This is a genomic window from Neisseria elongata subsp. elongata (assembly GCF_900113545.1).
Lineage (GTDB): Bacteria > Pseudomonadota > Gammaproteobacteria > Burkholderiales > Neisseriaceae > Neisseria > Neisseria elongata.
On record NZ_FOPS01000016.1, the window covers coordinates 1 to 24,649 of the forward strand.

37 protein-coding genes and 2 pseudogenes are annotated in these 24,649 nt (G+C 47.0%); 6 read left to right on the forward strand and 33 right to left on the reverse strand.

From position 1 onward, the window contains the following. The 32 genes and pseudogenes from BM261_RS11110 to purB all read right to left on the reverse strand — a co-directional run. Nucleotides 1–175, reverse strand: a pseudogene (locus BM261_RS11110) (IS1595 family transposase); the annotation flags it as partial. 127 nt (nt 176–302) lie between these two features. Then, entirely contained in the window at nt 303–677 is a 375-nt protein-coding gene (rplQ, locus tag BM261_RS11115; RefSeq protein ID WP_074898294.1) for a 50S ribosomal protein L17, read from the reverse strand. 25 nt (nt 678–702) lie between these two features. Beyond that, a complete protein-coding gene (locus BM261_RS11120; protein WP_049248931.1) occupies nt 703–1,686 on the reverse strand; it encodes a DNA-directed RNA polymerase subunit alpha in 984 nt (327 codons plus the stop codon). Between the two features lie 26 nt (nt 1,687–1,712). Further along, complete coding sequence (gene rpsD, locus BM261_RS11125) at nt 1,713–2,333, reverse strand: 30S ribosomal protein S4 (RefSeq protein ID WP_041961250.1); 621 nt, start codon at nt 2,331–2,333, stop codon at nt 1,713–1,715. 20 nt (nt 2,334–2,353) lie between these two features. Next, nucleotides 2,354–2,749: a 30S ribosomal protein S11 gene (gene rpsK, locus BM261_RS11130; protein ID WP_049248929.1), complete on the reverse strand. Its 396-nt coding sequence runs from the start codon at nt 2,747–2,749 to the stop codon at nt 2,354–2,356. A 19-nt stretch (nt 2,750–2,768) separates the two neighbouring features. Beyond that, nucleotides 2,769–3,131 carry a 30S ribosomal protein S13 gene (gene rpsM / locus BM261_RS11135; protein WP_049253198.1) on the reverse strand — a complete coding sequence of 121 codons (363 nt, stop codon included), beginning with the start codon at nt 3,129–3,131 and terminating at the stop codon, nt 2,769–2,771. A 52-nt stretch (nt 3,132–3,183) separates the two neighbouring features. Then, the gene (gene rpmJ / locus BM261_RS11140; protein ID WP_049248928.1) at nt 3,184–3,297 is read right to left on the reverse strand and encodes a 50S ribosomal protein L36; all 114 of its coding nucleotides are present in this window, start codon (nt 3,295–3,297) and stop codon (nt 3,184–3,186) included. Between the two features lie 20 nt (nt 3,298–3,317). Further along, complete coding sequence (gene infA / locus BM261_RS11145) at nt 3,318–3,536, reverse strand: translation initiation factor IF-1 (protein ID WP_003772586.1); 219 nt, start codon at nt 3,534–3,536, stop codon at nt 3,318–3,320. A gap of 18 nt (nt 3,537–3,554) precedes the next feature. Then, nucleotides 3,555–4,853: a preprotein translocase subunit SecY gene (secY, locus tag BM261_RS11150; RefSeq protein WP_074898297.1), complete on the reverse strand. Its 1,299-nt coding sequence runs from the start codon at nt 4,851–4,853 to the stop codon at nt 3,555–3,557. 13 nt (nt 4,854–4,866) lie between these two features. Further along, complete coding sequence (rplO, locus tag BM261_RS11155; protein WP_074898300.1) at nt 4,867–5,301, reverse strand: 50S ribosomal protein L15; 435 nt, start codon at nt 5,299–5,301, stop codon at nt 4,867–4,869. A gap of 2 nt (nt 5,302–5,303) precedes the next feature. Continuing rightward, entirely contained in the window at nt 5,304–5,489 is a 186-nt protein-coding gene (gene rpmD, locus BM261_RS11160) for a 50S ribosomal protein L30 (RefSeq protein WP_049248925.1), read from the reverse strand. After that, entirely contained in the window at nt 5,482–6,000 is a 519-nt protein-coding gene (rpsE, locus tag BM261_RS11165) for a 30S ribosomal protein S5 (protein ID WP_041961247.1), read from the reverse strand. The genes rpmD and rpsE overlap by 8 nt, the downstream gene beginning before the upstream one ends. A gap of 17 nt (nt 6,001–6,017) precedes the next feature. After that, entirely contained in the window at nt 6,018–6,371 is a 354-nt protein-coding gene (rplR, locus tag BM261_RS11170) for a 50S ribosomal protein L18 (RefSeq protein ID WP_074898303.1), read from the reverse strand. A 13-nt stretch (nt 6,372–6,384) separates the two neighbouring features. Further along, nucleotides 6,385–6,918, reverse strand: coding sequence for a 50S ribosomal protein L6 (rplF, locus tag BM261_RS11175; protein ID WP_039408163.1), 534 nt, complete (start codon nt 6,916–6,918; stop codon nt 6,385–6,387). A 13-nt stretch (nt 6,919–6,931) separates the two neighbouring features. Beyond that, the gene (rpsH, locus tag BM261_RS11180; protein WP_074898306.1) at nt 6,932–7,324 is read right to left on the reverse strand and encodes a 30S ribosomal protein S8; all 393 of its coding nucleotides are present in this window, start codon (nt 7,322–7,324) and stop codon (nt 6,932–6,934) included. 14 nt (nt 7,325–7,338) lie between these two features. Next, nucleotides 7,339–7,644, reverse strand: coding sequence for a 30S ribosomal protein S14 (gene rpsN / locus BM261_RS11185; RefSeq protein WP_003684736.1), 306 nt, complete (start codon nt 7,642–7,644; stop codon nt 7,339–7,341). Nucleotides 7,645–7,646: 2 nt separating this feature from the next. After that, the gene (gene rplE / locus BM261_RS11190; protein ID WP_074898309.1) at nt 7,647–8,186 is read right to left on the reverse strand and encodes a 50S ribosomal protein L5; all 540 of its coding nucleotides are present in this window, start codon (nt 8,184–8,186) and stop codon (nt 7,647–7,649) included. A gap of 9 nt (nt 8,187–8,195) precedes the next feature. Continuing rightward, on the reverse strand, nt 8,196–8,519 hold the full coding sequence (rplX, locus tag BM261_RS11195) for a 50S ribosomal protein L24 (RefSeq protein ID WP_074898312.1): 324 nt from the start codon (nt 8,517–8,519) through the stop codon (nt 8,196–8,198). A gap of 11 nt (nt 8,520–8,530) precedes the next feature. Beyond that, nucleotides 8,531–8,899, reverse strand: a complete 369-nt coding sequence (gene rplN, locus BM261_RS11200) for a 50S ribosomal protein L14 (protein ID WP_003772566.1) — start codon at nt 8,897–8,899, stop codon at nt 8,531–8,533. Between the two features lie 229 nt (nt 8,900–9,128). Beyond that, entirely contained in the window at nt 9,129–9,392 is a 264-nt protein-coding gene (gene rpsQ, locus BM261_RS11205) for a 30S ribosomal protein S17 (protein WP_074898315.1), read from the reverse strand. Next, nucleotides 9,392–9,583 (reverse strand): 50S ribosomal protein L29, encoded by a 192-nt coding sequence (rpmC, locus tag BM261_RS11210; RefSeq protein ID WP_074898318.1) that lies wholly within the window; start codon nt 9,581–9,583, stop codon nt 9,392–9,394. Before rpmC ends, rpsQ begins: the two co-directional genes overlap by 1 nt. After that, nucleotides 9,583–9,999 carry a 50S ribosomal protein L16 gene (gene rplP / locus BM261_RS11215; protein WP_003772561.1) on the reverse strand — a complete coding sequence of 139 codons (417 nt, stop codon included), beginning with the start codon at nt 9,997–9,999 and terminating at the stop codon, nt 9,583–9,585. The genes rpmC and rplP overlap by 1 nt, the downstream gene beginning before the upstream one ends. After that, complete coding sequence (gene rpsC / locus BM261_RS11220) at nt 9,983–10,678, reverse strand: 30S ribosomal protein S3 (RefSeq protein ID WP_074898320.1); 696 nt, start codon at nt 10,676–10,678, stop codon at nt 9,983–9,985. Before rpsC ends, rplP begins: the two co-directional genes overlap by 17 nt. Before the next feature lie 9 nt (nt 10,679–10,687). Continuing rightward, complete coding sequence (rplV, locus tag BM261_RS11225) at nt 10,688–11,017, reverse strand: 50S ribosomal protein L22 (RefSeq protein WP_003772559.1); 330 nt, start codon at nt 11,015–11,017, stop codon at nt 10,688–10,690. Nucleotides 11,018–11,027: 10 nt separating this feature from the next. After that, nucleotides 11,028–11,306 (reverse strand): 30S ribosomal protein S19, encoded by a 279-nt coding sequence (gene rpsS / locus BM261_RS11230; protein WP_002215422.1) that lies wholly within the window; start codon nt 11,304–11,306, stop codon nt 11,028–11,030. Between the two features lie 5 nt (nt 11,307–11,311). Next, nucleotides 11,312–12,145, reverse strand: coding sequence for a 50S ribosomal protein L2 (gene rplB / locus BM261_RS11235; RefSeq protein ID WP_041961244.1), 834 nt, complete (start codon nt 12,143–12,145; stop codon nt 11,312–11,314). Nucleotides 12,146–12,151: 6 nt separating this feature from the next. Continuing rightward, nucleotides 12,152–12,466, reverse strand: a complete 315-nt coding sequence (gene rplW / locus BM261_RS11240; protein ID WP_003772554.1) for a 50S ribosomal protein L23 — start codon at nt 12,464–12,466, stop codon at nt 12,152–12,154. Further along, the gene (gene rplD / locus BM261_RS11245; RefSeq protein ID WP_074898323.1) at nt 12,463–13,083 is read right to left on the reverse strand and encodes a 50S ribosomal protein L4; all 621 of its coding nucleotides are present in this window, start codon (nt 13,081–13,083) and stop codon (nt 12,463–12,465) included. The genes rplW and rplD overlap by 4 nt, the downstream gene beginning before the upstream one ends. Beyond that, the gene (rplC, locus tag BM261_RS11250; protein ID WP_003772549.1) at nt 13,083–13,727 is read right to left on the reverse strand and encodes a 50S ribosomal protein L3; all 645 of its coding nucleotides are present in this window, start codon (nt 13,725–13,727) and stop codon (nt 13,083–13,085) included. The genes rplD and rplC overlap by 1 nt, the downstream gene beginning before the upstream one ends. Nucleotides 13,728–13,996: 269 nt before the next feature. Further along, on the reverse strand, nt 13,997–15,061 hold the full coding sequence (gene fba / locus BM261_RS11255) for a class II fructose-bisphosphate aldolase (protein WP_074898325.1): 1,065 nt from the start codon (nt 15,059–15,061) through the stop codon (nt 13,997–13,999). 112 nt (nt 15,062–15,173) lie between these two features. After that, nucleotides 15,174–16,385, reverse strand: coding sequence for an NAD(P)/FAD-dependent oxidoreductase (locus tag BM261_RS11260; RefSeq protein WP_074898327.1), 1,212 nt, complete (start codon nt 16,383–16,385; stop codon nt 15,174–15,176). Nucleotides 16,386–16,663: 278 nt separating this feature from the next. Beyond that, nucleotides 16,664–18,034, reverse strand: coding sequence for an adenylosuccinate lyase (gene purB / locus BM261_RS11265; RefSeq protein ID WP_074898329.1), 1,371 nt, complete (start codon nt 18,032–18,034; stop codon nt 16,664–16,666). 190 nt (nt 18,035–18,224) lie between these two features. On the opposite strand from purB, the gene BM261_RS11270 reads away from it, so the two are divergent. The 6 genes from BM261_RS11270 to BM261_RS11300 all read left to right on the forward strand — a co-directional run bounded on the left by BM261_RS11270 (nt 18,225) and on the right by BM261_RS11300 (nt 23,893). Further along, nucleotides 18,225–18,455, forward strand: a complete 231-nt coding sequence (locus BM261_RS11270) for an exodeoxyribonuclease VII small subunit (RefSeq protein ID WP_114910562.1) — start codon at nt 18,225–18,227, stop codon at nt 18,453–18,455. Further along, a complete protein-coding gene (locus tag BM261_RS11275) occupies nt 18,442–19,335 on the forward strand; it encodes a polyprenyl synthetase family protein (protein ID WP_074898331.1) in 894 nt (297 codons plus the stop codon). The genes BM261_RS11270 and BM261_RS11275 overlap by 14 nt, the downstream gene beginning before the upstream one ends. A 369-nt stretch (nt 19,336–19,704) precedes the next feature. Beyond that, complete coding sequence (locus BM261_RS12960) at nt 19,705–20,544, forward strand: hypothetical protein (RefSeq protein WP_240317847.1); 840 nt, start codon at nt 19,705–19,707, stop codon at nt 20,542–20,544. Further along, on the forward strand, nt 20,529–20,936 hold the full coding sequence (locus BM261_RS11290) for a hypothetical protein (RefSeq protein ID WP_074898333.1): 408 nt from the start codon (nt 20,529–20,531) through the stop codon (nt 20,934–20,936). The genes BM261_RS12960 and BM261_RS11290 overlap by 16 nt, the downstream gene beginning before the upstream one ends. Nucleotides 20,937–21,248: 312 nt before the next feature. Continuing rightward, on the forward strand, nt 21,249–22,925 hold the full coding sequence (locus BM261_RS11295) for a formate--tetrahydrofolate ligase (protein ID WP_074898336.1): 1,677 nt from the start codon (nt 21,249–21,251) through the stop codon (nt 22,923–22,925). Nucleotides 22,926–23,227: 302 nt separating this feature from the next. Further along, nucleotides 23,228–23,893 carry an FG-GAP repeat domain-containing protein gene (locus tag BM261_RS11300; RefSeq protein WP_240317846.1) on the forward strand — a complete coding sequence of 222 codons (666 nt, stop codon included), beginning with the start codon at nt 23,228–23,230 and terminating at the stop codon, nt 23,891–23,893. On the opposite strand, the pseudogene BM261_RS12565 reads toward BM261_RS11300, so the two are convergent. Further along, a pseudogene (locus tag BM261_RS12565) lies at nt 23,885–24,001 on the reverse strand (IS5/IS1182 family transposase); the annotation flags it as partial. The gene BM261_RS11300 and the pseudogene BM261_RS12565 sit on opposite strands and share 9 nt — an antisense overlap. Between the last annotated feature and the right edge of the window lie 648 nt (nt 24,002–24,649).

A 24,649-nucleotide genomic window follows, 5' to 3' on the forward strand; every position in this document is an offset into this window, starting at 1 on the left:
CAGCCAAGGCCAAATGATGGCTGATGACCATACGGATTTTACGGTAGAACAGTGCTGCCGAATTGGGATGGATACCCAAAATATCGGCAGCGGAACGGGCGGTGACTTGGAGTACAAAAAATTCAAGTAGTTTCTTTTGAACTCTCTTGCTTAATTTACAATTGGTTATCTGCATTTTCGCACAAATGTCATAACTGCCAATCTACATCAACCAAAAATTTTATTAGAACTAAATATTCCAGATTATCTAGACGCGTATAGCAAATATACAAAAAGCCGGTCAAAAAGTGACCGGCTTTATATTACTCATCCCGTGTATCAGCCTTATCAACTAACTCAACCAAAGCTAGCGGCGCATTATCACCTTGACGGAATCCACATTTTAAAATACGAATATAGCCGCCATTACGAGACACAAAACGTTGCCCTAAATCATCAAATAACTTAACCACTACATCACGATCACGTGTTCGATTAAAAGCCAATCTACGATTTGCCAAAGATGGCTTTTTACCTAAAGTAATTAACGGCTCTACAACTCGGCGAAGTTCTTTTGCTTTTGGCAAAGTTGTCACGATAGATTCATGAACCAACAAAGAATTTGCCATATTCCTTAACATTGCAGCCCTATGACTACTAGTCCTATTTAATTTACGATTACCATTGCGATGGCGCATACTATTATCCTTTAATATTCAAACTTTAAGGCTTCTCTAAATTTATTGGAGGCCATGCTTCAAGTTTTGAACCAAGAGTCAATCCTTTAGAAGCAAGAACTTCTTTAATTTCATTTAAAGACTTCCTACCCAAGTTTGGTGTTTTTAACAACTCTGTCTCAGTACGCTGAATCAAATCACCAATATAATAGATATCTTCAGCTTTCAGGCAGTTAGCAGACCGTACTGTTAATTCCAAATCATCTACAGGACGTAATAAAATAGGATCAATAGGTGGAGCTACTTCCTCGACTTCCTCAATAGGAGTGCCTTGCAAATCAGCAAATACAGCCATCTGATCAATCAATATTCGAGCAGCACTACGAACTGCCTCTTCTGGCTCTAAAGAACCATCCGTTTCAATATCTAAGACTAACCGATCAAGATCTGTTCGCTGCTCCACTCGTGCAGGCTCAACATCAAAGCTAACACGAGCAATAGGAGAAAAACTTGCATCCAATTGAATAGATCCAATATTATTTTCATTCCCTGACTTTTTCCGTCCTACAACAGATTGGTAACCGCGGCCTTTCTCAACCTTAATTTCCATTTCAATGTCAGCATTATCGGACAAATGACAAATAACATGATTAGGATTTATAACTTCAGCATCATGTGGCAACTCAATATCACTTGCCAACACCACACCTGAACCTGACTTCTTCAACCTCAGACGCACTTCATTTCGGCCATGCAGTTTAAATATTATACCCTTAATATTTAACAACACATCAACAACATCTTCTTGAATACCATCTAATGTAGAATATTCATGTAACACACCTGTTATTGAAACCTCTGTCGGTGCAAAGCCATCCATAGATGATAATAAGATGCGACGCAACGCATTACCTAAAGTATGACCAAATCCCCGCTCAAATGGTTGCATCGACACTTTTGCGCGAGTAGGTGATATAGTGCTAACATCAATTTGCCTAGGCTTCAAGAATTCGGAAGTGCTATTATGCATTTAGCTGTCCCTCTTTAAGCTAGTATTTACTTGGAATAGAATTCCACCACTAGCTGTTCATTAATATCACCAGTTAACTCTGAACGGTCGGGCATATTTTTAAAAATACCTTCCATTTTTCCAGTATCAACAGCAACCCAGCCAGGCAAACCAATCTGAATAGCCAACCCTAACGCTTCCTGAATTCGAACCTGTTTTTTAGCCTTCTCTCGAACGGCAACAACATCACCTGGTTGAACTTGAAAAGAAGGGATATTTACTACATGTCCATTAACGACAATAGCCTTATGAGCAACCAATTGTCGCGCTTCTGCTCTCGTAGACCCGAAACCCATACGATAAACCACATTATCTAAACGGGATTCTAATAGTTGCAATAACAATTCCCCTGTGGAGCCTTTTCTTCTAGAAGCTTCCGCAAAATATCGTCTAAATTGACGTTCCAATACACCATAAATACGGCGTATTTTTTGCTTTTCACGCAACTGCAGACCATACCCCGAAAGCCGTGCTTTTTTTGCACCATGCTGTCCAGGAGCTGAGTCAAATTTACACTTAGATTCTACTGAACGACGAGCACTTTTTAGGAACAAATCAGTCCCTTCTCGACGAGCCAATTTACATTTAGGGCCAATATACCGTGCCATAATTCCAATCACTCCAAATTCTAAATACGACGTTTTTTAGGCGGACGACAGCCATTATGTGGCAATGGCGTCACATCTGTAATGCTAGTTATTTTAAAACCCAGAGCATTCAAAGCACGAACAGATGACTCTCGACCAGGGCCTGGTCCTTTAATACGCACTTCTAAATTCTTAATACCATACTCTTGGGCAACTTTACCAGCTGTTTCTGCTGCGACTTGAGCAGCGAATGGTGTACTTTTGCGCGAACCTTTAAAACCGGCACCACCAGAAGTAGCCCAAGATAATGCATTCCCTTGGCGATCGGTAATAGTAATGATAGTATTATTAAAAGATGCATGAACATGCACAATACCTTCACTAATAGTCTTGCGTACTTTTTTACGTACACGCAAAGCTGTGTTTGCTTTTGCCATTAAACTAATCCTTTAAAATTTATTTTTTACCTGCAATAGCTTTTCTTGGACCTTTACGTGTACGAGCATTTGTTTTAGTACGCTGCCCACGACAAGGAAGACCACGACGATGGCGGAAACCTCTATAACACCCCATATCCATTAATCTCTTAATAGACATAGTTACCTCACGACGTAAATCACCTTCAACTTCATACTGAAGAACTTGCTCACGCAAAGCTTCCAATTGATTCTCATCCAAGTCTTTAACTTTTGTACTACCTTCAATACCTGTTGCAGCACAAATTAACTTGGCACGAGTACTACCTATACCATAAATTGCTTGCAATCCAATTACGATATGAGCATTATTAGGGATATTTACCCCTGCTATACGAGCCATATTTTTTCCTTTTATTACAGACTACTGACCACAATAATAAATTTTAGCAAAATTAACCTTGCCGTTGCTTATGTCTTGGATCAGTACAAATCACTCGAACTATTCTATTCCGGCGAATAATTTTACAATTACGACAGATCTTTTTAACAGATGGCTGAACGCGCATTATAGCTTCCTTTCATTCAATTACCTAGCTCGAAATACAATACGAGCACGTGACAAATCATAAGGTGTTAATTCAACAGTAACCTTATCACCAGGCGAAATCCGTATGTAGTGCATCCTCATCTTCCCTGATATATGCCCTAATACTATATAATCATTCTCTAATTTCACTTTAAAAGTTGCATTAGGCAAAGTCTCTAGGATTTCCCCTTGCATCTGTATAATGTCTTCTTTAGCCATATACTACTCAATCATTACTTATAATAATATATCTCTATTATATTTTTTCATTAACTGTTCATACTGCTGACTTACCCTATATGAAGAAACTTGTGTATTAAAATCCATTGCCACAACAACAAGAATCAATAAAGATGTCCCACCCAATGATAAACCAGCCCCCAAAATTGAGGAAAAAAGCTCAGGAATTAAGCATATAACTGTGATATATATTGCTCCCCACAAAGTTATGCGCATAACCACATTCTCTAAGTATAGAGATGTTTGAATTCCAGGTCTTACACCTGGTACAAAAGCACCACTCTTCTTGAGATTTTCCGCCATTTCCTTAGGATTAAAAACTAACGCAGTATAAAAATAACAAAAGAAAATAATAGAAACCGCAAAAAAGGAAATATAAACAGAGTTACCATGCTGTAACCATAACAACAGCTTTTGCACCCAACCTACATCATTGCCCCGCCCAAACCAGCCAATAATCGTAACAGGAAAAAGGATTATACTTGAAGCAAAAATAGGTGGAATTACCCCAGCCATATTTAACTTAAATGGCAAATGATTACTTTTCCCTAAAAATCCCTGGCTATTTGAATTTCTCGCATAATGCACAGGAATCTTACGTTGAGCTGATTCAAAGTAAACAACAATGTATACTAAAAACAAAACACTAATAACAACAATTAATGCTAAAGCCAAATTAGTAGTTGCAACATTTAAAAATTGTGAGATTCCAAAAGGTATACCCGAAGCAATTCCTGCCATGATAATAAGAGAAATCCCATTACCTATACCTCTTTCCGTTATCTGTTCCCCAAGCCACATCAAAAACATTGTTCCTGTTACCAAACAAATTATCGTAGAAAAATAAAATTCTATTTGTCCAATAACCACAACATTCTGCTGATAAACAAAGGCAGCAGCAGCCACACCCTGCAAAGTAGCCAAGAAAACTGTACACAATCGAGTATATTTAGTAATTATCTTCCGGCCTGCTTCACCTTCCTTTTTTAACGCTTTTAATGTTGGAATTATTTCTGATGCAAGCTGAACCACAATAGAAGCAGAAATATAAGGCATTATACCAATTGCGAAGATGCTAAATCGTTCCAAGGATCCACCAGAAAACATATTAAGCATATTAAGGATGCCATTGGTAGAATTTTGATAAAAGTCGTTTAAAGCAGCTGCATCAACACCGGGAACAGGAATATGAGCACCAATCCGGAAAACGAATAATGCAGCTAAAAGAAAGATTAGCCGTTGCTTAAATTCACCAGACTTAAATAATTCTAATACCAAATGCTGATTAGCTGCCATTTAGTTATCAACCTTACTCTTCAATTCTGCCACCAGCTGCTTCGATTGCAATTTTTGCACCTTTAGTAGCCTTGATACCCTTTAAAATAACAGCTCTTTCTATGCTTCCAGCTGAAATTATTTTTACAAATTTCACTTTATCCGAAACAATACCTGCTTGTTTCAGAGAAAACAAATCAACCACATCAGAACTCAATGAATTAAGCTCTGTTAGGTGAACTTCTGCAGTTATCAAAGCAGTCAAAGATCTAAAACCTCGTTTAGGTAATCTTCGTTGTAAAGGCATTTGCCCACCTTCAAAACCAACTTTATGGAAACCACCTGAGCGGCTTTTTTGCCCCTTATGGCCACGCCCACAAGTCTTACCTAATCCACTGCCTATACCACGACCAACTCGACGGCTAGAATGCTTTGCCCCCTCTGCAGGCTGAATAGTATTTAAAAACATAACTATAGCTCCACCTTTAGCAAATAACGGATTTTATTAATCATACCCCAATTTTCCGGTGTATCTAATACATTCACAACATGGCCACGTCTTTTTAAACCTAAGCCGCGAGCACATGCTCGATGCGAGGAAATGGTACCAATCAAACTTTTAACTAAAGTTATTTGGATTAATTTTTTCTCACTCATCAATATCCCCTAAAATTTTCTCTACGGACATTCCTCTTTTAGCAGCAACTTCCGCTGGCGTGTACAATTTTGATAAACCATCCAATGTAGCACGCACAATATTATAAGGATTAGTTGAGCCATGAACCTTAGCAGAAATATTATGTACACCTAATGCGTCAAATACTAATCTCATTGGTCCTCCAGCCTTAACACCACTACCTTCTTTTGCCGGCTGCATGAATACACGTGTTGCACCATGCTTTCCAAGCACCTCGTGATAGATAGTACCATTTTTAAGAGGAACTTTAATCATTGATCTACGAGCTTGATCCATTGCTTTTTGTACAGCAACAGGAACCTCTTTAGACTTACCTTTTCCCATACCAATACGGCCGTCACCGTCGCCAACAACAGTTAGCGCAGAGAAAGCCATGATACGGCCACCTTTAACTACTTTAGTTACACGATTAACTGCGACCATTTTTTCAATCAGGCCGTCACCACGTTCTTCAATTTCATGTTTTGCCATCTGAAAGTCTCCAATTATTAGAAGCTTAAACCATTTTCACGTGCAGCTTCAGCCAAAGCTTTCACACGACCGTGATATTGGAAACCTGAACGATCAAAAGCAACTTTTTCTACACCTACTGCTTTAGCTTTCTCAGCAATGCGCTTTCCTACTACTGCAGCTGCCTCGGCGTTGCTACCAGATTTCAGAGTATCACGCACTTCAGCTTCCAATGTAGAGGCTTGAGCCAATACTTTATCACCTTCAGCACTAATTACTTGAGCATAAATATGATTATTGCTACGGAACACACATAATCTTACCATTTTCAAGTCCGCAATACGTGCACGGGTTTTACGTGCACGACGGAGTCGGGTTGTATGTTTATCCATTAGTGAACCTCAATTATTTTTTCTTGGCTTCTTTCATCACCACCACTTCACCTACATAACGAACACCCTTACCTTTATAAGGCTCAGGAGAACGGAATGCACGAATTTCAGCAGCGACTTGACCAACTACTTGTTTATCTGCACCAGTCAAAACGATCTCTGTTTGGCTAGGAGTTTGAACAGAAACACCTTCGGGCATTTCATATACGATTGGATGAGAAAAACCCAAAGACAAATTCAAAACTTTGCCTTGAGCTTGAGCACGGTAACCAACACCAATCAATTGTAGTTTTTTTTCAAAACCTTCTGAAACACCTTTAACCATATTATTAACTAATGCACGAGCAGTACCTGACATAGCATTTGCCTGTTTGCTGTCATTTTTTGCAGCAAAAGTTAATTTACCATCGTTTAATTCAATGGCAACATCAGAATGCAAAGGAAAGGACAACTCGCCATTCTTACCCTTGATAACCAATGCTTCTGTTCCAAATTTTACTTCTACACCAGCAGGAACAGTCACTGGGTTTTTTGCGACACGTGACATTTACTTTTCTCCACTAGGCTACAATGCACAACAACTCACCACCAACACCCTCAGAACGAGCCTTGCGATCAGTCATCACACCTTTAGAAGTACTAACAATAGCGATACCCAAACCGTTCATAACATTAGGAATTTCGCTAGAAGCTTTATAAATGCGCAAACCTGGACGTGAAACACGTTTAATTTGCTCAATCACAGGGCGACCTGCATAGTATTTCAATTGAATTTCCAATACTGGCTTCGCATCAACAGAAACCGAAAAGTCCTCGATATAACCTTCTTCTTTCAAGACCTTTGCAATCGCGCACTTTAATTTGGAAGAAGGCATGGCAACTGCTACCTTATCGGCACGTTGCGCATTACGAATACGAGTCAACATATCGGAAATAGGATCATGCATACTCATTATTAATACTCCTATTACCAGCTAGCTTTAACAACACCCGGAATCTCGCCACGCATAGCGATTTCACGGATTTTAATACGACCCAAACCGAATTTACGGAAAGTACCACGAGGACGACCTGTCAAAGCACAACGACGGCGTTGACGTACAGGAGCTGCATTACGCGGAATAGATTGGAACTTCAGACGAGCTTCAAAACGCTCCTCTTCAGTTGCATTCGCATCATTAATAACAGCAAAAATTGCCTCACGTTTGGCTGCAAACTTTTTCGCCAAAGCTTGACGTTTCAGTTCACGATTAATAAGTGCTTTCTTAGCCATGATTATCCTTTAAACGGAAACTTAAACAGTGACAATAAAGCTTTAGCTTCTTCATCAGTTTTTGCAGTAGTTGTAATAGTAATATTCAAACCACGCAAAGCATCAATTTTATCGTATTCAATTTCCGGGAAAATGATTTGCTCACGAACACCCATGTTGTAATTACCACGACCATCAAAAGATTTGCCACTTACACCGCGAAAGTCACGCACTCGAGGTAATGCAATAGTGATCAAACGATCCAAGAATTCAAACATTTGATTACGACGTAATGTTACTTTGCAACCAACAGGATAATTATCGCGAATTTTGAAACCAGCAATAGATTTACGAGCAACAGTAACCACTGGTTTTTGACCAGCAATTTTCTCTAAATCAGATACTGCATGCTCCATAACTTTTTTATCAGCAACAGCCTCTCCAACCCCCATATTTAAAGTAATTTTTTCAATACGAGGAACTTCCATTACCGACTTGTAACCAAACTGCTTAATCAATTCAGGAACAACTGTATCTTTATAAAACTCTCTCAAACGAGCCATGTTATCTCCTTATGCTCCAATAACAGAGCCATTTGACTTGAAGAAGCGAACGCGCTTAACTTTGCCTTCATTTTCAATTAGCTTAATACCAACACGGTCTGCTTTATTAGTTTCTGGATTCAAGATTGCGATATTGGAAATATCTAGCGGCATCTCTTTAGAAATTAAACCACCCTCAACACCACGCATTGGATTTGGTTTTTGATGTCGCCTCACAACGTTAACACCTTCAACAACAACTTTACCACCCAACACTCGAATCACTTGACCTTGCTTACCTTTATCCCTACCAGCAATCACAACAACTTGATCACCTTTAATGATTTTATTCATCTCGCTATTCCTTATAATACCTCAGGCGCCAATGAAACGATTTTCATAAATCGTTCAGTACGCAACTCACGTGTCACCGGGCCAAAAATACGAGTACCTAGAGGCTCAAGTTTGTTGTTTAATAATACAGCAGCGTTGTTATCAAATTTAATCAACGCACCATCGGGTCGACGCACACCTTTAGCGGTACGAACAACAACCGCATTATATACATCACCTTTTTTAACCCGCCCACGCGGAGCCGCATCTTTAACTGCGACTTTAACAATATCGCCAACAGAAGCGTAGCGACGCTTAGATCCACCCAACACTTTAATACACATCACGCGACGCGCACCAGAGTTATCAGCCACATCTAAGATGGTCTGCATTTGAATCATATTATTACCTTTAATTAAATCCAACTTAATTTATCACTTTTAATATTGCATTACAGCATTCAATATATAGCAATACTAAAACCCAACTAAATAGGTTCAAATAAATCAGTTTTGGCCCCAAAGGGAGAAGCATCTAGGAATCTAGTAAGCTCAAAATAAGGAGCGGAGTATACAGCAATTTTTTAAAATTGCAAGCCCCACCCCCTGCCATATAAATAGCAAAACCAAATTATATTGAGCGCACTTTTTCTACCAATTCCTTAACTACCCAAGATTTTGTTTTTGACAAAGGGCGACACTCTTCAATAATTACAACATCACCAACATTACATTGATTTGTTGAATCATGAGCATGAATTTTTGTAGAGCGACGAATAACTTTACCATACAAGGGATGCTTTACCTTACGCTCAACCAAAACGGTAACCGTTTTATCCATACTATTGCTGACGACCTTACCTTGCAATGTACGAACATTTTTAATTTCGATCATTATTGAGCACCTTTTTCAGCTAAAACAGTCTTAATACGTGCAATATTTCGGCGTACTTTTTTTAACTCACTGGTTTTCCCTAATTGGCCAGTTGCATGCTGCATACGCAAACCAAATTGAACTTTTAATAAATCTATCAACTCTTGGTTTAACTGCTCACTTGATCTATTCTTCAATTCATGAGTTTTCATTATTTACCCACCTGTCTCGTTACAAATACAGTTGGAATTGGCAGCTTAGCTGCAGCTAATGCAAAAGCTTCACGTGCTAAAGATTCTGCAACGCCATCCATCTCATAGAGAATTTTCCCAGGTTTAATTTCTGCAACATAATATTCAACAGAACCCTTACCTCCACCCATACGAACTTGTATTGGTTTCTCTGTAATTGGCTTATCTGGGAATACGCGAATCCAAATACGGCCGCCACGTTTAATATGACGTGTCATTGCGCGTCGAGCAGCTTCGATTTGCCTTGCAGTAAGCCTACCACGACCCACAGCCTTCAAAGCAAAATCACCAAAACTAACGGCATTACCACGCAGAGCCAAACCTGTATTGCGTCCTTTATGTTGCTTACGGTACTTCAGTCTAGTTGGTTGCAGCATTGCGTCCTACCTTTCTGCGTTTATGCTCTTGTTCAGGTTTATTCAAAACAATATCTTTGCCTTCACCAGTATATACCCAAACCTTTAATCCAATTACACCATATGTAGTATTTGCCTCACTGGTAGCATAACTTACATTAGCACGCAAAGTATGCAAAGGCACACGCCCTTCTCGGTACCATTCACTACGGGCAATATCAGCACCATTTAACCGTCCAGAGGTCATAATTTTGATACCTTTTGCACCAACACGCATAGCATTTTGCATGGCACGCTTCATAGCACGACGAAATTGAACACGCTTTTCCAATTGCTGAGCTATTCCATCTGCAATAATTTGCGCATCCAATTCAGGTTTCCGAATCTCTTCGATATTAACATGAACAGGAACACCCATTAAATTTTGCAAATCACGTTTTAACACATCAATATCTTCACCTTTTCTACCAATCACCATTCCTGGCCGAGCCGAGAAAATAGTAACACGAGCAGATTTGGCTGGCCTCTCAATAACAACACGGCCAATTGATGCATTGGACAAGCGTTTCCGTAAATATTCACGAACATCAATATCTTGCTTTAAGACAACAGAAAAATCGCTACTTTTAGCAAACCACTTTGAAGACCAATCTTTATTTACTGCCAAACGAAAGCCAGTTGGATGAATTTTTTGTCCCATAGCTTTTCCTTAGTTACCCACCGTCACAGCAATATGACATGTTTGTTTTTCAATACGATTTCCACGACCCTTAGCTCGAGCCTGAAAGCGTTTTAATGAGGCGGCTTTATCCACACAAATCATAACAACCTTCAGATCGTCAATATCAGCACCTTCATTATGCTCTGCATTGGCAATCGCAGACTCCAGTACTTTTCTAATCAACTCAGCACCTTTTTTAGGGCTAAAAGTCAAAATATTCAGGGCGTGGGCAACATTTTTTCCACGAATTAAATCTGCTACTAAACGAGCTTTCTGAGCAGAAATACGGGCATTCTTATGTAATGCAGATACTCTCATGTCTTACCCCCTACTTTTTCTTCGCTTTTTTATCAGCTAAGTGACCCTTAAAGGTACGGGTCAATGAGAATTCACCTAATTTATGACCTACCATATTATCACTGATAAAAACAGGCACATGTGTCCGCCCATTATGCACTGCAATTGTCAGACCAATAAAATCAGGCAAAATAGTAGAACGGCGAGACCAAGTCTTAATTGGGCGTTTATCATTGCTTGCACGAGCTGCATCAACTTTTTTCAGCAAATGCAAATCAACATATGGGCCTTTTTTTAATGAACGAGCCATATTAATTAACCTTTATTCGAGTAACGACGTCGAACAATCATATTGTTCGTGCGTTTATTATTGCGAGTACGATAACCTTTTGCCGGAGTACCCCAAGGGCTAACAGGCTCGCGAGCTTCACCAGTACGACCTTCACCACCACCATGAGGGTGATCCACCGGGTTCATTACCACACCACGAACAGTCGGTCTAACACCGCGCCAACGATTAGCACCAGCCTTGCCAATTTTTTGCAAACTTTGCTCTTCATTGCCTACTTCACCAATTGTGGCACGGCAATCAACATGAATCTTACGGACTTCACCAGAGCGCAGACGAATCTGAGCGTAAACCCCTTCTTTAGCAAGCAAAACTGCAGATGCTCCAGCAGAACGTGCAATCTGCGCACCTTTACCAGGCTTCATCTCGATACAGTGAATGGTTGTACCAACCGGGATATTACGAATCGGCAAAGTATTGCCCGCTTTAATGGGAGCCTCTGCACCAGAAATCAGTACCGCACCAGCCTGAATGCCTCGAGGGGCAATGATATAGCGGCGCTCACCATCTGCATAACACAGAAGAGCAATATGAGCAGTACGATTTGGATCGTATTCGATTCTTTCTACTTTAGCGGCAATACCATCCTTGTTGCGCTTAAAATCTACCACACGATAATGATGTTTGTGACCACCACCTTTGTGACGGGTAGTGATATGGCCATTATTATTACGTCCAGCAGTAGTTTTTTTCTTCTCAACCAGAGCCGCAAATGGCGCACCTTTATGCAAACCTTCAGTAGTTACGCGAACCATGCCGCGTCGACCAGCGGAAGTAGGCTTCATTTTTACAATAGCCATCTTACCTTACTCCTTATCAGCCACAGCAGCGGCAGCCTCGAGATCAAGCTCTTGACCTTCAACCAAACTTACATAAGCTTTTTTTACATCGCTACGACGACCAACAGTGCGACCAAAACGTTTTACTTTACCTTTGGTTGTAGTTGTCGTTACCGAAGCCACTTGAACACCAAACAAAAGTTCAACAGCTGCCTTAATCTCCGATTTGGTAGAATCGGGCAATACTTTGAAAGTCATTTGGTTTCGCTTTTCAGCCAACAAATTGCTTTTTTCAGAAACAACAGGGGCTAAAATTACCTTCATCAAACGTTCTTGATTCATACCCACTGCTCCTCCAACTGGGCAATTGCATCCCTAGTAAAAACTACTTTTTTATAACGCAGCAAACTATAAGGATCAACTTGATGTGCTTCCAATACCAATACATTTGGCAAATTGCGGGAAGCCAAGTAAACATTCTCATCAAGCTGTTTAGTTACAAACAACACCTGTTCCAAACCTAAATTTTTTACCTGTCCGGCAAACTCTTTAGTTTTAGGAGTGGTGGCCGCCAGTTCTTCAACCACATAAAGCCGTTCGTCACGCACCAACTGCGACAGAATAGTCGCCATACCGGCACGGTACATTTTACGGTTTACTTTTTGAGTGAAATTTTCGTCAGGCTTGTTGGGGAATGCACGTCCACCACTACGCCATAACGGAGAAGAGGTCATACCTGAGCGGGCACGTCCCGTACCCTTTTGACGCCACGGCTTTTTAGTAGAATGTTTAACTTCTGCGCGAGTAAGCTGTGCACGATTACCGGAACGGGCATTCGCCAAAAATGCGGTTACCAACTGATGAACCAATGCCTCGTTATACTCACGCGCGAACAAAGCATCAGAAGCAGACAAAGCGCCTGAAACCTGACCTTGAGCGTTGATTATTTTTAATTCCATTACGCACCCACTTTCACGCTAGGACGTACAATTACATCGCTATTCACAGCACCCGGCACTGCACCTTTAACAAGCAAAAGATGACGTTCTACATCAACACGTACAATTTCTAAATTTTGCACAGTTGCTTTAGTGTTACCGTACTGGCCCGCCATGCGCTGACCCGGGAAAACACGGCCCGGATCTTGAGCCATACCGATAGAGCCAGGCACACGATGTGAGCGCGAGTTACCATGAGAGGTACGTTGAGAATCAAAATTGTGTCGTTTGATCGTACCGGAAAAACCTTTACCTTTTGAGGTTCCGGTAACGTCGACCAGCTGACCGGCTTCAAACAGGGCTACAGTTACTTCGCCACCCGCTTGCAGTTCAGCAGCTTTTTCAGCAGAAACAGCAAATTCAACCAAACCGCGACCAGCTTCAACACCTGCTTTTGCAAAATGTCCAGCTTCAGCCTTGTTAACGCGATTTGCTTTTTTCTGACCGAAGGTAACTTGAACGGCCGTATAACCGTCAGCATCTTCGGATTTGAGTTGAGTGACGCGGTTCGGAGTCATTTCCAACACGGTTACCGGAACAGAAGCACCCTGTTCGTCAAACACGCGAGTCATGCCTACCTTGCGCCCAACCAGACCTAATGTCATGATTATTTTCCTTAAATAAAGGGGTTAGCTACGATTGGCTAACCATTCGGACAAAAATAAATTCTTGGCATCGAATGCCAAGCCCCGCACTATACTACATTAGCGCATGTATTTTCAAGAAAAATATCGGATTTCACATACTTGTCGGCCAATCGTTGTATTTTTTCGGTAACGCAATAATCAGGCCGTCTGAAAATCAAAAAGGGCGGCCTGAAATTATTTTTCAAACCACCCTTAAACCGATAAATCAACTCTGATTTCACTTACCCTTAACGGATTACCTGACTCAGTTCGCCTTTGGCGTAGCGGTCGGCCATTTTTTCAAGTGATACAGGTTTGATTTTGCCTGCCTGACCTTCGCAACCGAATGCGAGGTAGCGATCGAGACAGATTTGTTTCATGGCTTCGACGGTTTTGCTCAGGTATTTGCGCGGGTCGAATTCGGACGGATTTTCTGCCATGAAGCGGCGGATGGCGCCGGTGGAGGCGAGGCGCAGGTCAGTGTCGATGTTGACTTTGCGCACGCCGTGTTTGATGCCTTCGACGATTTCTTCTACGGGTACGCCGTAGGTTTCGCCGATTTTACCACCGTATTCGTTGATGACTTTCAGCCATTCTTGCGGAACGGAGCTGGAGCCGTGCATGACGATGTGGGTGTTGGGCAGGGCTTGGTGGATTTCTTTGATGCGGTCGATGCGCAACACTTCGCCGGTGGGCGGGCGGGTGAATTTGTACGCGCCGTGGCTGGTGCCGACGGCGATGGCGAGCGCGTCCACGCCGGTGTCTTTGACGAAGCGCACGGCATCTTCGACGCTGGTGAGCATTTGGTCGTGTGAGAGTTTACCGACTGCGCCTACGCCGTCTTCTTCGCCTGCTTCGCCGGTTTCGAGGTTGCCCAATACGCCGATTTCGCCCTCGACGGATACGCCGCAGGCGTGGGAGAAGTTCACGACGGTACGGGTGGCGTTGACGTTGTATTCGTAGGTGGACGGGGTTTTGCCGTCTTCCATCAGCGAGCCGTCCATCATGACGGAGGAGAAGCCCAGTTGGATGGAGCGTTGGCACACGTCGGGTGATGCGCCGTGGTCTTGGTGCATGACGACGGGGATGTGCGGAAATTCTTCGACGGCCGCCAGAATCAGGTGGCGTAAAAACGGCGCACCTGCATATTTGCGCGCGCCGGCGGATGCTTGAACGATAACGGGGGCATTGACGGAATCGGCAGCCTCCATAATGGCGCGCATTTGCTCAAGATTATTAACGTTGAATGCGGGCAGGCCGTAGCTGTTTTCTGCTGCATGGTCGAGCAGTTGGCGCATGGATACGAGTGCCATAGGAAACTCCTGTTTGAATGTGTAATTGACTGTAATCGGAATGGATTATAGCAAAGAAGAGAGGCCGTCTGAAAGGCAGATGCACTTTTCAGACGGCCTCAAAACATCCTGATTAGCCGAACAGCATTTGCGAATCGCTGACGCAGGGGTTGTTTCTATCCCAAGCATATCCGGCCAAAATCGCGCAGAGCATACGGCGGACATCGGGATTGCATTTTTTATCGAATATCAAATCTTGGAACCCCCCGTCATACCATCCCTTGATGTAACTGCCGAACGCGGTAACGCCGCCCATCAAAGGAACGGAGAACTCTTTATGCCAATCCACCTTACCTCCGCGCAACTCGCGAATCACGCAATCTGCCGCCAACTTGGCCGACTGCACGGCTATCGTTACCCCCGATGAGAACACGGGGTCGAGAAACTCGCCCGACGCACCCAGCAGGGCGAAATGGCGGCCGTAAAGCCCTTTTACTTTGGTGGTATAACCCGGCAGGTAGTTAAACGGAAAATCGTTGTCCCATTTTGCATCGGCAAGGATTTCCGCCAGATAAGGCACTTCCGACACCGCCTGCTTCAGAATGTGGGCACTGCTGTCGTGACCGAAATAACGTTCTTCGCCGACCACGCCGACGGAACTGCGGCCGTTACTGAACGGAATCAGCCACAACCAAACATCACGATGCTTCGGATGAATGCACACCAAATTCTTATTGCGGTCGAATTTCGGCGAAGTGATGCGGTCGTCGATGTGGGTAAAATGCACTTGGCGCATCACCGTATTCGGCGGCAAATCCCAGCCCATCAAGCGCGGCAGGGCTCGATAGAAACCGCTGGCATCCAACACGAAACGGGTTTCCATATCATAGGTTTCGCCGTTTTCCCGCTGCACGGTCAGCAGTACTGTATCGCCTTCGTTGTCGAACGCCTTCAAACTTTCGCCGAAGCGCACCGCCACGCCCTGCCTTTCCACTTCGTCTATCAGCAGTTTGTCAAACGCGGCACGCGGCACATTGAACGCCGTTTCATTGCCGGTGCCGAATTTATCCAAAAAACTAAACGAGGTATATTCATCACCCCAAGAAAATGCAAAACCGTTTTTATACTGAAACCCCAGGCCCGCCGCCTGAACCGCCCTCAGCAAGCCCGCCTCTTCAAGCACATCCATCGCATAAGGCAGCAGGCTCTCGCCAATCACAAAACGGGGAAAATGCTGCTTCTCCAACACGCAGACACTCAGGCCGCTCCGATTCAACAAAGCCGCAGCCACAGAGCCTGCAGGTCCCGCGCCGATAATCGCCACATCGTAAATAAATGCAGACATCGTTCACCCTTTTTTTTTAAATCTGATTGAATATTTGCCGTTACACGATCTTACATATCCCATTTTAACGACAAACGGCAGAAGCTGACAATCGGATGGCATGTTTATCCGTTCCCGGCCGTCTGAACCCGCCCAAGCAAACAAACGGACACGGCCAAACCGCCAAACTAAAAAACAGCACCCGCCCTGTTCAGACGGCCCCACTCGGGAAAAAGGCCGTCTGAAAACACAACAGCCATTGCATTTTCAGACGGCCTTTCCGCCGCGTCAGCCGGACATCAAATCCGCTTCGCCAAATTCTCGGCCTTGCCGACATACGATGCCGGAGTCAAATCCAGCAACTGTTGTTTTGCGCCGTCCGGAATATCCAAATCGCGGATAAACGATGCCAGCACCTCCGGCGTGATGCCGCCTTTACCGCGCGTCAAATCCTTCAGCTTTTCATAAGGATTGGCCACGCCGTAGCGGCGCATCACCGTCTGAATCGGCTCGGCCAACAACTCCCAAGTCGCATCCAAATCGGCGGCCAACGCGGTGGGATTCGCCTCCAGCTTGTTCAGCCCGCGCAGGTGCGCCGCCAAACCCAACACCGCATAACCGATGCCGACACCCATATTCCGCAACACCGTACTGTCGGTCAAATCGCGCTGCCAACGGGATACGGGCAGTTTTTCCGACAAAAAGGCCAAAACCGCATTCGCCATACCCAAATTGCCTTCGGAATTTTCAAAATCAATCGGATTGACCTTATGCGGCATCGTGGAAGAACCCACCTCGCCCGCCTTCACCTTCTGCTTGAAATAGCCGAGGGAAATATAGCCCCACACATCGCGGTTGAAATCGATCAGAATGGTATTGATGCGGGAAACGGCCTGGAAAAACTCCGCCATATAATCGTGCGGCTCGATTTGAATCGTGTACGGATTGAACGTCAGCCCCAAATCCTCCTCGACAAAACGGCGGCAACGCCCCTCCCAATCCACATCGGGATACGCAACCATATGGGCATTGTAATTACCCACCGCGCCATTGATTTTGCCCAAAAATTCCTGAGCGGAAAGCTGCTTCGCCTGACGTTCCAAACGGTACAGCACATTGGCGACCTCCTTACCTAAAGTCGTCGGTGTGGCAGGCTGCCCGTGCGTACGGCTCATCATCGGCACCGCCGCCAACTCATGCGCCAACGAGCGCAACTTATCCGACACCTCGGCCAACTTCGGCAGCAAAACCTCATCGCGCGCCTCGCGCAGCATCAAAGCGTGAGACAAATTATTGATGTCCTCGCTGGTGCAGGCAAAATGGATAAACTCCGACACCGCCGACACCGCAGGCACACCGGCAAACCGCTCCTTCAACCAATACTCGATAGCCTTCACATCATGATTGGTCGTCGCCTCGATGGCCTTCACCGCCGCCGCGTCCTCCAAAGAAAAACCGGCAATCACATCATCGATTTCGGCCAACACCGCCTCGTCAAACGGCGGCACCTCCACGATTTTCGGCTCGGCGGCCAACGCCTTCAACCAAGACAACTCCACCCTGACTCTGGCCCTCATCAGGCCGTATTCGGAAAAAACGGGGCGCAAGGCCTCGACGGATTTCGCATAACGCCCGTCCAACGGCGACAAAGCGGCAATCGGATTGATCATGTTCGGATTCCTGTTCAGAACGATAGAAAAGCGCGATTATACTTCAAACCGCCGCACAAACACCCCCAAAGGCCGTCTGAAAACCACCCATCCCCGCTTTCAGACGGCCTCAAAACCCCAAAATGCCGCACAATGGCATTTCATCAACAGCGGCGATACAATGCCCCTTTTTGCACCACCCGAATCCGACATGAAAAAATCCCCCACCCCGAAAACATTCGAAGAAGCAATCAAACGCCTCGAAACCATCACCCAGTCCATGCAAAACAGCGAAATGCCGCTGGAAGAAGCACTCGCCGCCTACCAAGAAGGCAACGAACTGGTCAAATACTGCCAAACCAAACTGGCCGAAGTCGAACAAAAACTGCAAGTGCTCGATGCCGACGGCCTCAAGGAGCTGACACTCGATGCCGACGAATGAACTGAAAACCTGGCAGGCACAGGCGCAGGCGCAAACCGAACTGCTGCTCGCACGCCTGATGCCGTCTGAAAACCAACTCCCGCAAAGCCTGCACGAAACCATGCGCTACGCCGCCCTCGACGGCGGCAAACGCCTGCGCCCCCTGCTCGTGCTTGCCGCCTCCGAACTGGGCGAAGCCGTTCCCGATGCCGTCGAAGCCGCGATGGCGGCCATAGAACTCATACACGTCTACTCCCTCGTTCACGACGACATGCCCGCCATGGACAACGACAGCCTGCGGCGCGGCCGCCCCACCTGCCACATCCGCTACGGCGAAGCCGCCGCCCTGCTCGCGGGCGACGCACTGCAAACCCTCGCCTTCGACCTCCTCAGCCGCCCCACCGCCCTGCCGCCGCAACGCCAGCTGCACATGCTCTCCACCCTCGCGCGCGCCTCCGGCAGCCTCGGCATGGCGGGCGGGCAGGCCATAGACCTCGCCAACGTCGGCCGCAGCATCACCCAAAGCGAACTCGAACAAATGCACAGTCTGAAAACAGGCGCACTCATCCGCGCCGCCGCCGCCCTCGGCGGCCTCAGCTGTCCCGACCTGACCGACAACGACCTGCAACGCCTCGACCGCTACGCCGCCCGCCTCGGCCTCGCCTTCCAAGTCATAGACGACGTACTCGACTGCGAAGCCGACACCGCCACACTGGGCAAAACCGCCGGCAAAGACGCCGACAACGACAAACCGACCTACGTCAAACTCATGGGCCTGTCGGCCGCACGACAATACGCCGAAACACTCGTGGCGGAAGCACTCGAAACACTCGAATCCTTCGGCAGCCGCGCCGCACACCTTCGCGGCCTCGCCCAATTCGTTACCGCGAGGAAAAACTGACCCTTCCCCGACAACATAAAGGCCGTCTGAAAACCCGACACATCAAGTTTTCAGACGGCCTTCATCCCAAATAACGGAAACGATGGCGGACAAACAACAAACAATCAATATAAAATCCCCGCAAAACAACCACAAATATAGTGGATTAACAAAAATCAGGACAAGGCGGCGAGCCGCAGACAGTACAAATAGTACGGAACCGATTCACTTGGTGCTTCAGCACCTTAGAGAATCGTTCTCTTTGAGCTAAGGCGAGCCAACGCTGTACTGGTTTATATTTAATTCACCATACAGCAAAACACACCAATCCGGCCTATTTAAACGTCGCCAACCACCAACCTCACCCGCAAACGCAAGAAAGGCACACCCATGTCCCTCAACCCCGTCTACCTCTGGAACCCGCAAAACTTTCCCGACCCGCCAGCCATGCTGCCCGACGGTTTCGACGCGGCACACCGCATCGTTTCCGAATGGGCCGACCAACCCCTGCCGCAAGGCGCGGACACAGGCGCGTTTGACAAACTGGCCGAGTACATCGCCGAAGCCGCCCGCAGCGGCAAAGCCTCGGCCGACTTCAAAGCCGCTTACACCGATATAGAGACCCAAATAGCCGAACAACTGAAAAGCCGCGCCATACTCGAACTGTACGAACACTATCTGGAACTGATGCCGATACTGACCTGCCGCAGCGAAAGCCTGGGCCTCGTGCTGTACGACGCCAACGGCTACCTGCTGCTGCACGACGGCCGGGAATACCCCGACCAAGAAACCCAAGACGAAATCACGGCATACTGGCGGCAGCGCGAAGCCGAAGAACAAAAATGGCGGCAGGAAAACAGAGGCCTGCCGAAGAACATCAAAGACTTCTACAAATACTTCCGCCCCAAAGTGGACGAACTGATGGCGCGCCACGGCTTCGAATACGCGCCGCATTTGTTCAATCCGGCAGCATACGGACGCAAAAAAATGGAACCGGACCTCATCATCTACGCCAAACCGATGACAAACGGCCAGCAGACGATATACATCGACTACGAAGATATTTATAAGGACGGCGAATACAGCGGCCTAGGGTTGGGCTGGTATCTTTCCGACGAAACCGTGGAGCGCATTTACCTGCACGATCTGGACAATATTCGTCCGCGTTACGGACAAACCGAGAAAAAACAATTGATTAGGGGAGGGTGGTTGATATGGAATACTACCTGACCCAAATGTGGTACCACACCAGCCCGACAGGCAGATACAAAACCGAAACCGAGATAGAGGCGCTGCTGGCCTATTGGGATCAGAAGCTGCGGGAAGTAGCGTGGATTGATACCTACGACGACATTGACCGCTTTTACGAATTGAATACGCTTACCGGTGTGCAATTTGAGGAAATCAACAAAAAACATAATCTGCTTAAATTTACTTACGACTTTTTTGATTTAAGGACAGTGATTGTCTATTTGAGCGGCCGGGCGGATGCAAAACAAGTTGTCGAAAGCTGGCTGGCGGCAGAAGACAAATGGTTTTTCAGTCCGGAGAGCCGAAAAAGGAATTCCGAACTGATCATCAAGGCAATGGAATATATGGAAGCCTATCGTTCGGGGCAATAGCAATAACAGGTCGGGCATCCCGCCCGACCCCCGCTTTTTTAAAACTACCGAAAGAAAGGCACACCATGTCCCTCAACCGCACCGCCGAAAAGGCATCCGGCCGGCATCGGCAGGTTTGCGGAATCGGTAAAAGGCCGTCTGAAAACACCATATATCATGTTTTCAGACGGCCTTCTTTATGGCTGCCGCATGAAGCGGTTTCAGCATAAACGGTAATATTTTTCATTGCATACCGCCCTGCCCCATATCGCCGTTTCCGACGGCCTCACTTATAATCCGACCCATCCCAACCCTCTGAAAAGCGAGAATCCCATGAGTTTCAAAACCGATGCCGAAATCGCCCGCGAAGCCGCCGTCCGCCCGATACGCGAAATTGCCGCCAAACTGGGCATCAGCGAGGACAAGCTTGAGCCATACGGCCACTACAAAGCGAAAATCAATCCCGCCGAAGCCTTTGCCCTGCCCGACAGGAAAGGCCGTCTGATTTTGGTTACCGCCATCAACCCGACCCCGGCGGGCGAAGGCAAGACCACGGTAACCATCGGCCTGGCCGACGCATTGAACCACATCGGCAAACAGGCCGTGGTCGCCATGCGCGAACCTTCGCTGGGCCCCGTGTTCGGCATTAAGGGCGGCGCGGCGGGCGGCGGTTATTCGCAGGTTTTGCCGATGGAAGACATCAACCTACACTTCACCGGCGACTTCCACGCCATCGGCGCGGCCAACAACCTGCTTGCCGCCATGCTCGACAACCACATCTATCAGGGCAACGCGCTGAACATCGACCCCAAACGCGTACTGTGGCGGCGCGCGGTGGACATGAACGACCGCCAGTTGCGCAACATCATCAGCGGCAACGGCAAGCCGACCGACGGCGTGTTGCGTCCCGACGGCTTCGACATCACCGTGGCATCCGAAGTCATGGCCGTATTCTGCCTGGCCAAAGACCTGACCGACCTGAAAAACCGTTTGGGCAACATCCTGATTGCCTACGCCAAAGACGGCAGCCCCGTTTACGCCAAAGACTTGAACGCCCACGGCGCGATGGCCGCACTTTTGAAAGACGCCATCAAGCCGAATCTGGTGCAAACCATAGGCGGCACGCCCGCCTTCGTCCACGGCGGCCCCTTCGCCAACATCGCCCACGGCTGCAACTCCGTTACCGCCACCCGCCTTGCCCTTCATCTGGCCGATTATGCCGTTACCGAAGCGGGCTTCGGCGCGGACTTGGGCGCGGAAAAATTCTGCGACATCAAATGCCGCCTGGCCGGCCTGAAACCCGACGCGGCCGTCGTCGTCGCCACCGTCCGCGCCCTGAAATACAACGGCGGCGTGGCGAAAGAAGACTTGGGCAAAGAAAACGTCGAGGCCTTGAAACAGGGCCTGCCCAACCTGCTGCGCCATATTTCCAACCTGAAAAACGTATTCGGCCTGCCCGTCGTCGTCGCCATCAACCGCTTCGTTTCCGACACGGATGCCGAATTGGCACTGATTCAGACGGCCTGCGCCGAACACGGCGTGGAAGTATCGCTGGCCGAAGTGTGGGGCAAAGGCGGCGAAGGCGGCGCGGATTTGGCGCGCAAAGTCGTTTCCGCCATCGAAAACCAGCCCAACAATTTCGCCTACGCCTATGATGCCAACGACAGCATTCCCGACAAACTGCGTGCCATCGCGCAAAAAATCTACGGCGCGGCCGAGGTCGATTTCAGTGCCGAAGCACGCGCGGAAATCGCGTCTTTGGAAAAACTGGGCTTGGACAAACTGCCGGTGTGCGTGGCGAAAACGCAATATTCGTTCAGCGACAACGCCAAACTTCTGGGCTGTCCGAGCGGCTTCACCATCACCGTCCGCAGCCTGACCCTGTCTGCCGGCGCGGGCTTCATCGTCGCCGTCTGCGGCAGCATCATGAAAATGCCCGGCCTGCCGAAAGTGCCTTCCGCCGAAAAAATCGACGTGGACGAAAACGGCAACATCACCGGACTGTTCTAAACAGCCCCACAACACAAGCCGCCCCGAAAGGGCGGCTTTTTTGCGCCGAACCGTATTTTCAGACGGCCTCAAACAAACAGGCGCGGGCAGGGCAAACCGTACAAAACCGATTCACTTGGCGCTTCAACGCATTAGAGAACCGCTCCCCTGAAGCTCAGGCGAAGCAACGCCGTTCTGATTTAAAGTAATCCGCTAAATATTGCGCCGCCGAACGGAAAAAAGGGATTAAGATTGCCGCTGCAGCTAAAGAGGCCGTCTGAAAAGCGAAAACCGCCGATTCAGCAAACAAAAAAGGAAACACCATGCCCGCCACCCGCTATTTATTTGCCGCCCTGTCCGTTTTGGCTCTGGGCGCATATGCCGAAACCCTGCCGTTATCCAAACTGCCCCAAGGCTGGCAAGGCGGCATCGAAGTGCAATGCCGCGAGGGCTTCTGCTCGGGAGAAGGCGCGGTATTGCTGCAAATCAACGGCCGCAAACACCGCCTGCCCGCCGATTTTTTCACCTTCAGCACCCGCCCCGACTCCGGCAACACCCCAACCACCGATCCGGTTACCGTGGACGACTTCAATTTCGACGGCCGGCCGGACATCGCCGTGCCGCGCGGGCAGCAAGGCCCCTACGGCTCTTGGTCGGATGACATCTACCTGCAAACCGAAGACGGAAACCTGCTGAAAAGCCAAGAATTAAGCGAGCTATCCGATTATTACATGGGCACACCCGAAATCGACCGCAAACGCAAACTTCTGATTGTTTATGGAAAATCCGGCGCAGCCATCCATTACACCGCACATTTCCGCGTTGCTGCGGACGGAAGCCTGCAACAGGTTTACCAACGCGACGACATCCACGGCGGCTGCAAGCGGCAGACGGGCATCAAAATCGAAGAAACCATCATATCCACCAACGAAAAACAGCATACGCGCACCCGCTGCCTGACCGAGGCGCAATACGAAAAACAAATATAGTGGATTAAATTTAAACCAGTACGGCGTTGCCTCGCCTTGCCGTACTATCTGTACTGTCTGCGGCTTCGTCGCCTTGTCCTGATTTAAATTTAATCCACTATAAAGCGCGAACTGGAGAAAACGCGGCCACGCCGGCCTGACAACGCAAAATAATTGCCCGCACCCTACCGCCGCATACATGAAAGGCCGTCTGAAAGACCGTTTAAACCATGTTTTCAGACGGCCTCATGCTGCCTCTGTCTATAAATGTATCTTTTAAACAACAATAAAAAAATAAAACAATCGGCGTTATTTTCAGATAAACGGATATTCATCATCTTTTATGGTTGAGCAGCATTCCAAACCTTCTTGATTGCCCGTTATCAAACGAAGCGCAAAACAAATCCAACACACTGAATAAAATTAAATTTTTCAACACCCATTGCCTTCCGCCCAAAGATGCCGTTTTCAGACGGCCCCAACCCTGCCGCCTGACGAGTAACGGCCTTCAAACATACCGCTTGTCAAAAAAAATATGTTTTCAGCAAATTTTTTTGACAAATTAAAATTGCAAAAAAATTGCACTTCATGGATAATCACCCCCGTTCAGTCGGCAGCGTGCACCCGCCCTTCCCAATATCGGGTGAACCCTCCCTTCGCGCTGCCGCACTCAACAATGATTTTGTTTTTGTGTATTCTCTCTGTTTTATCGCCCTCCCCGTGAGGGCTTCTTTTTTTGCCCTGCCGATTGGTTTTCAGACGGCCTCCGCGCCGCCG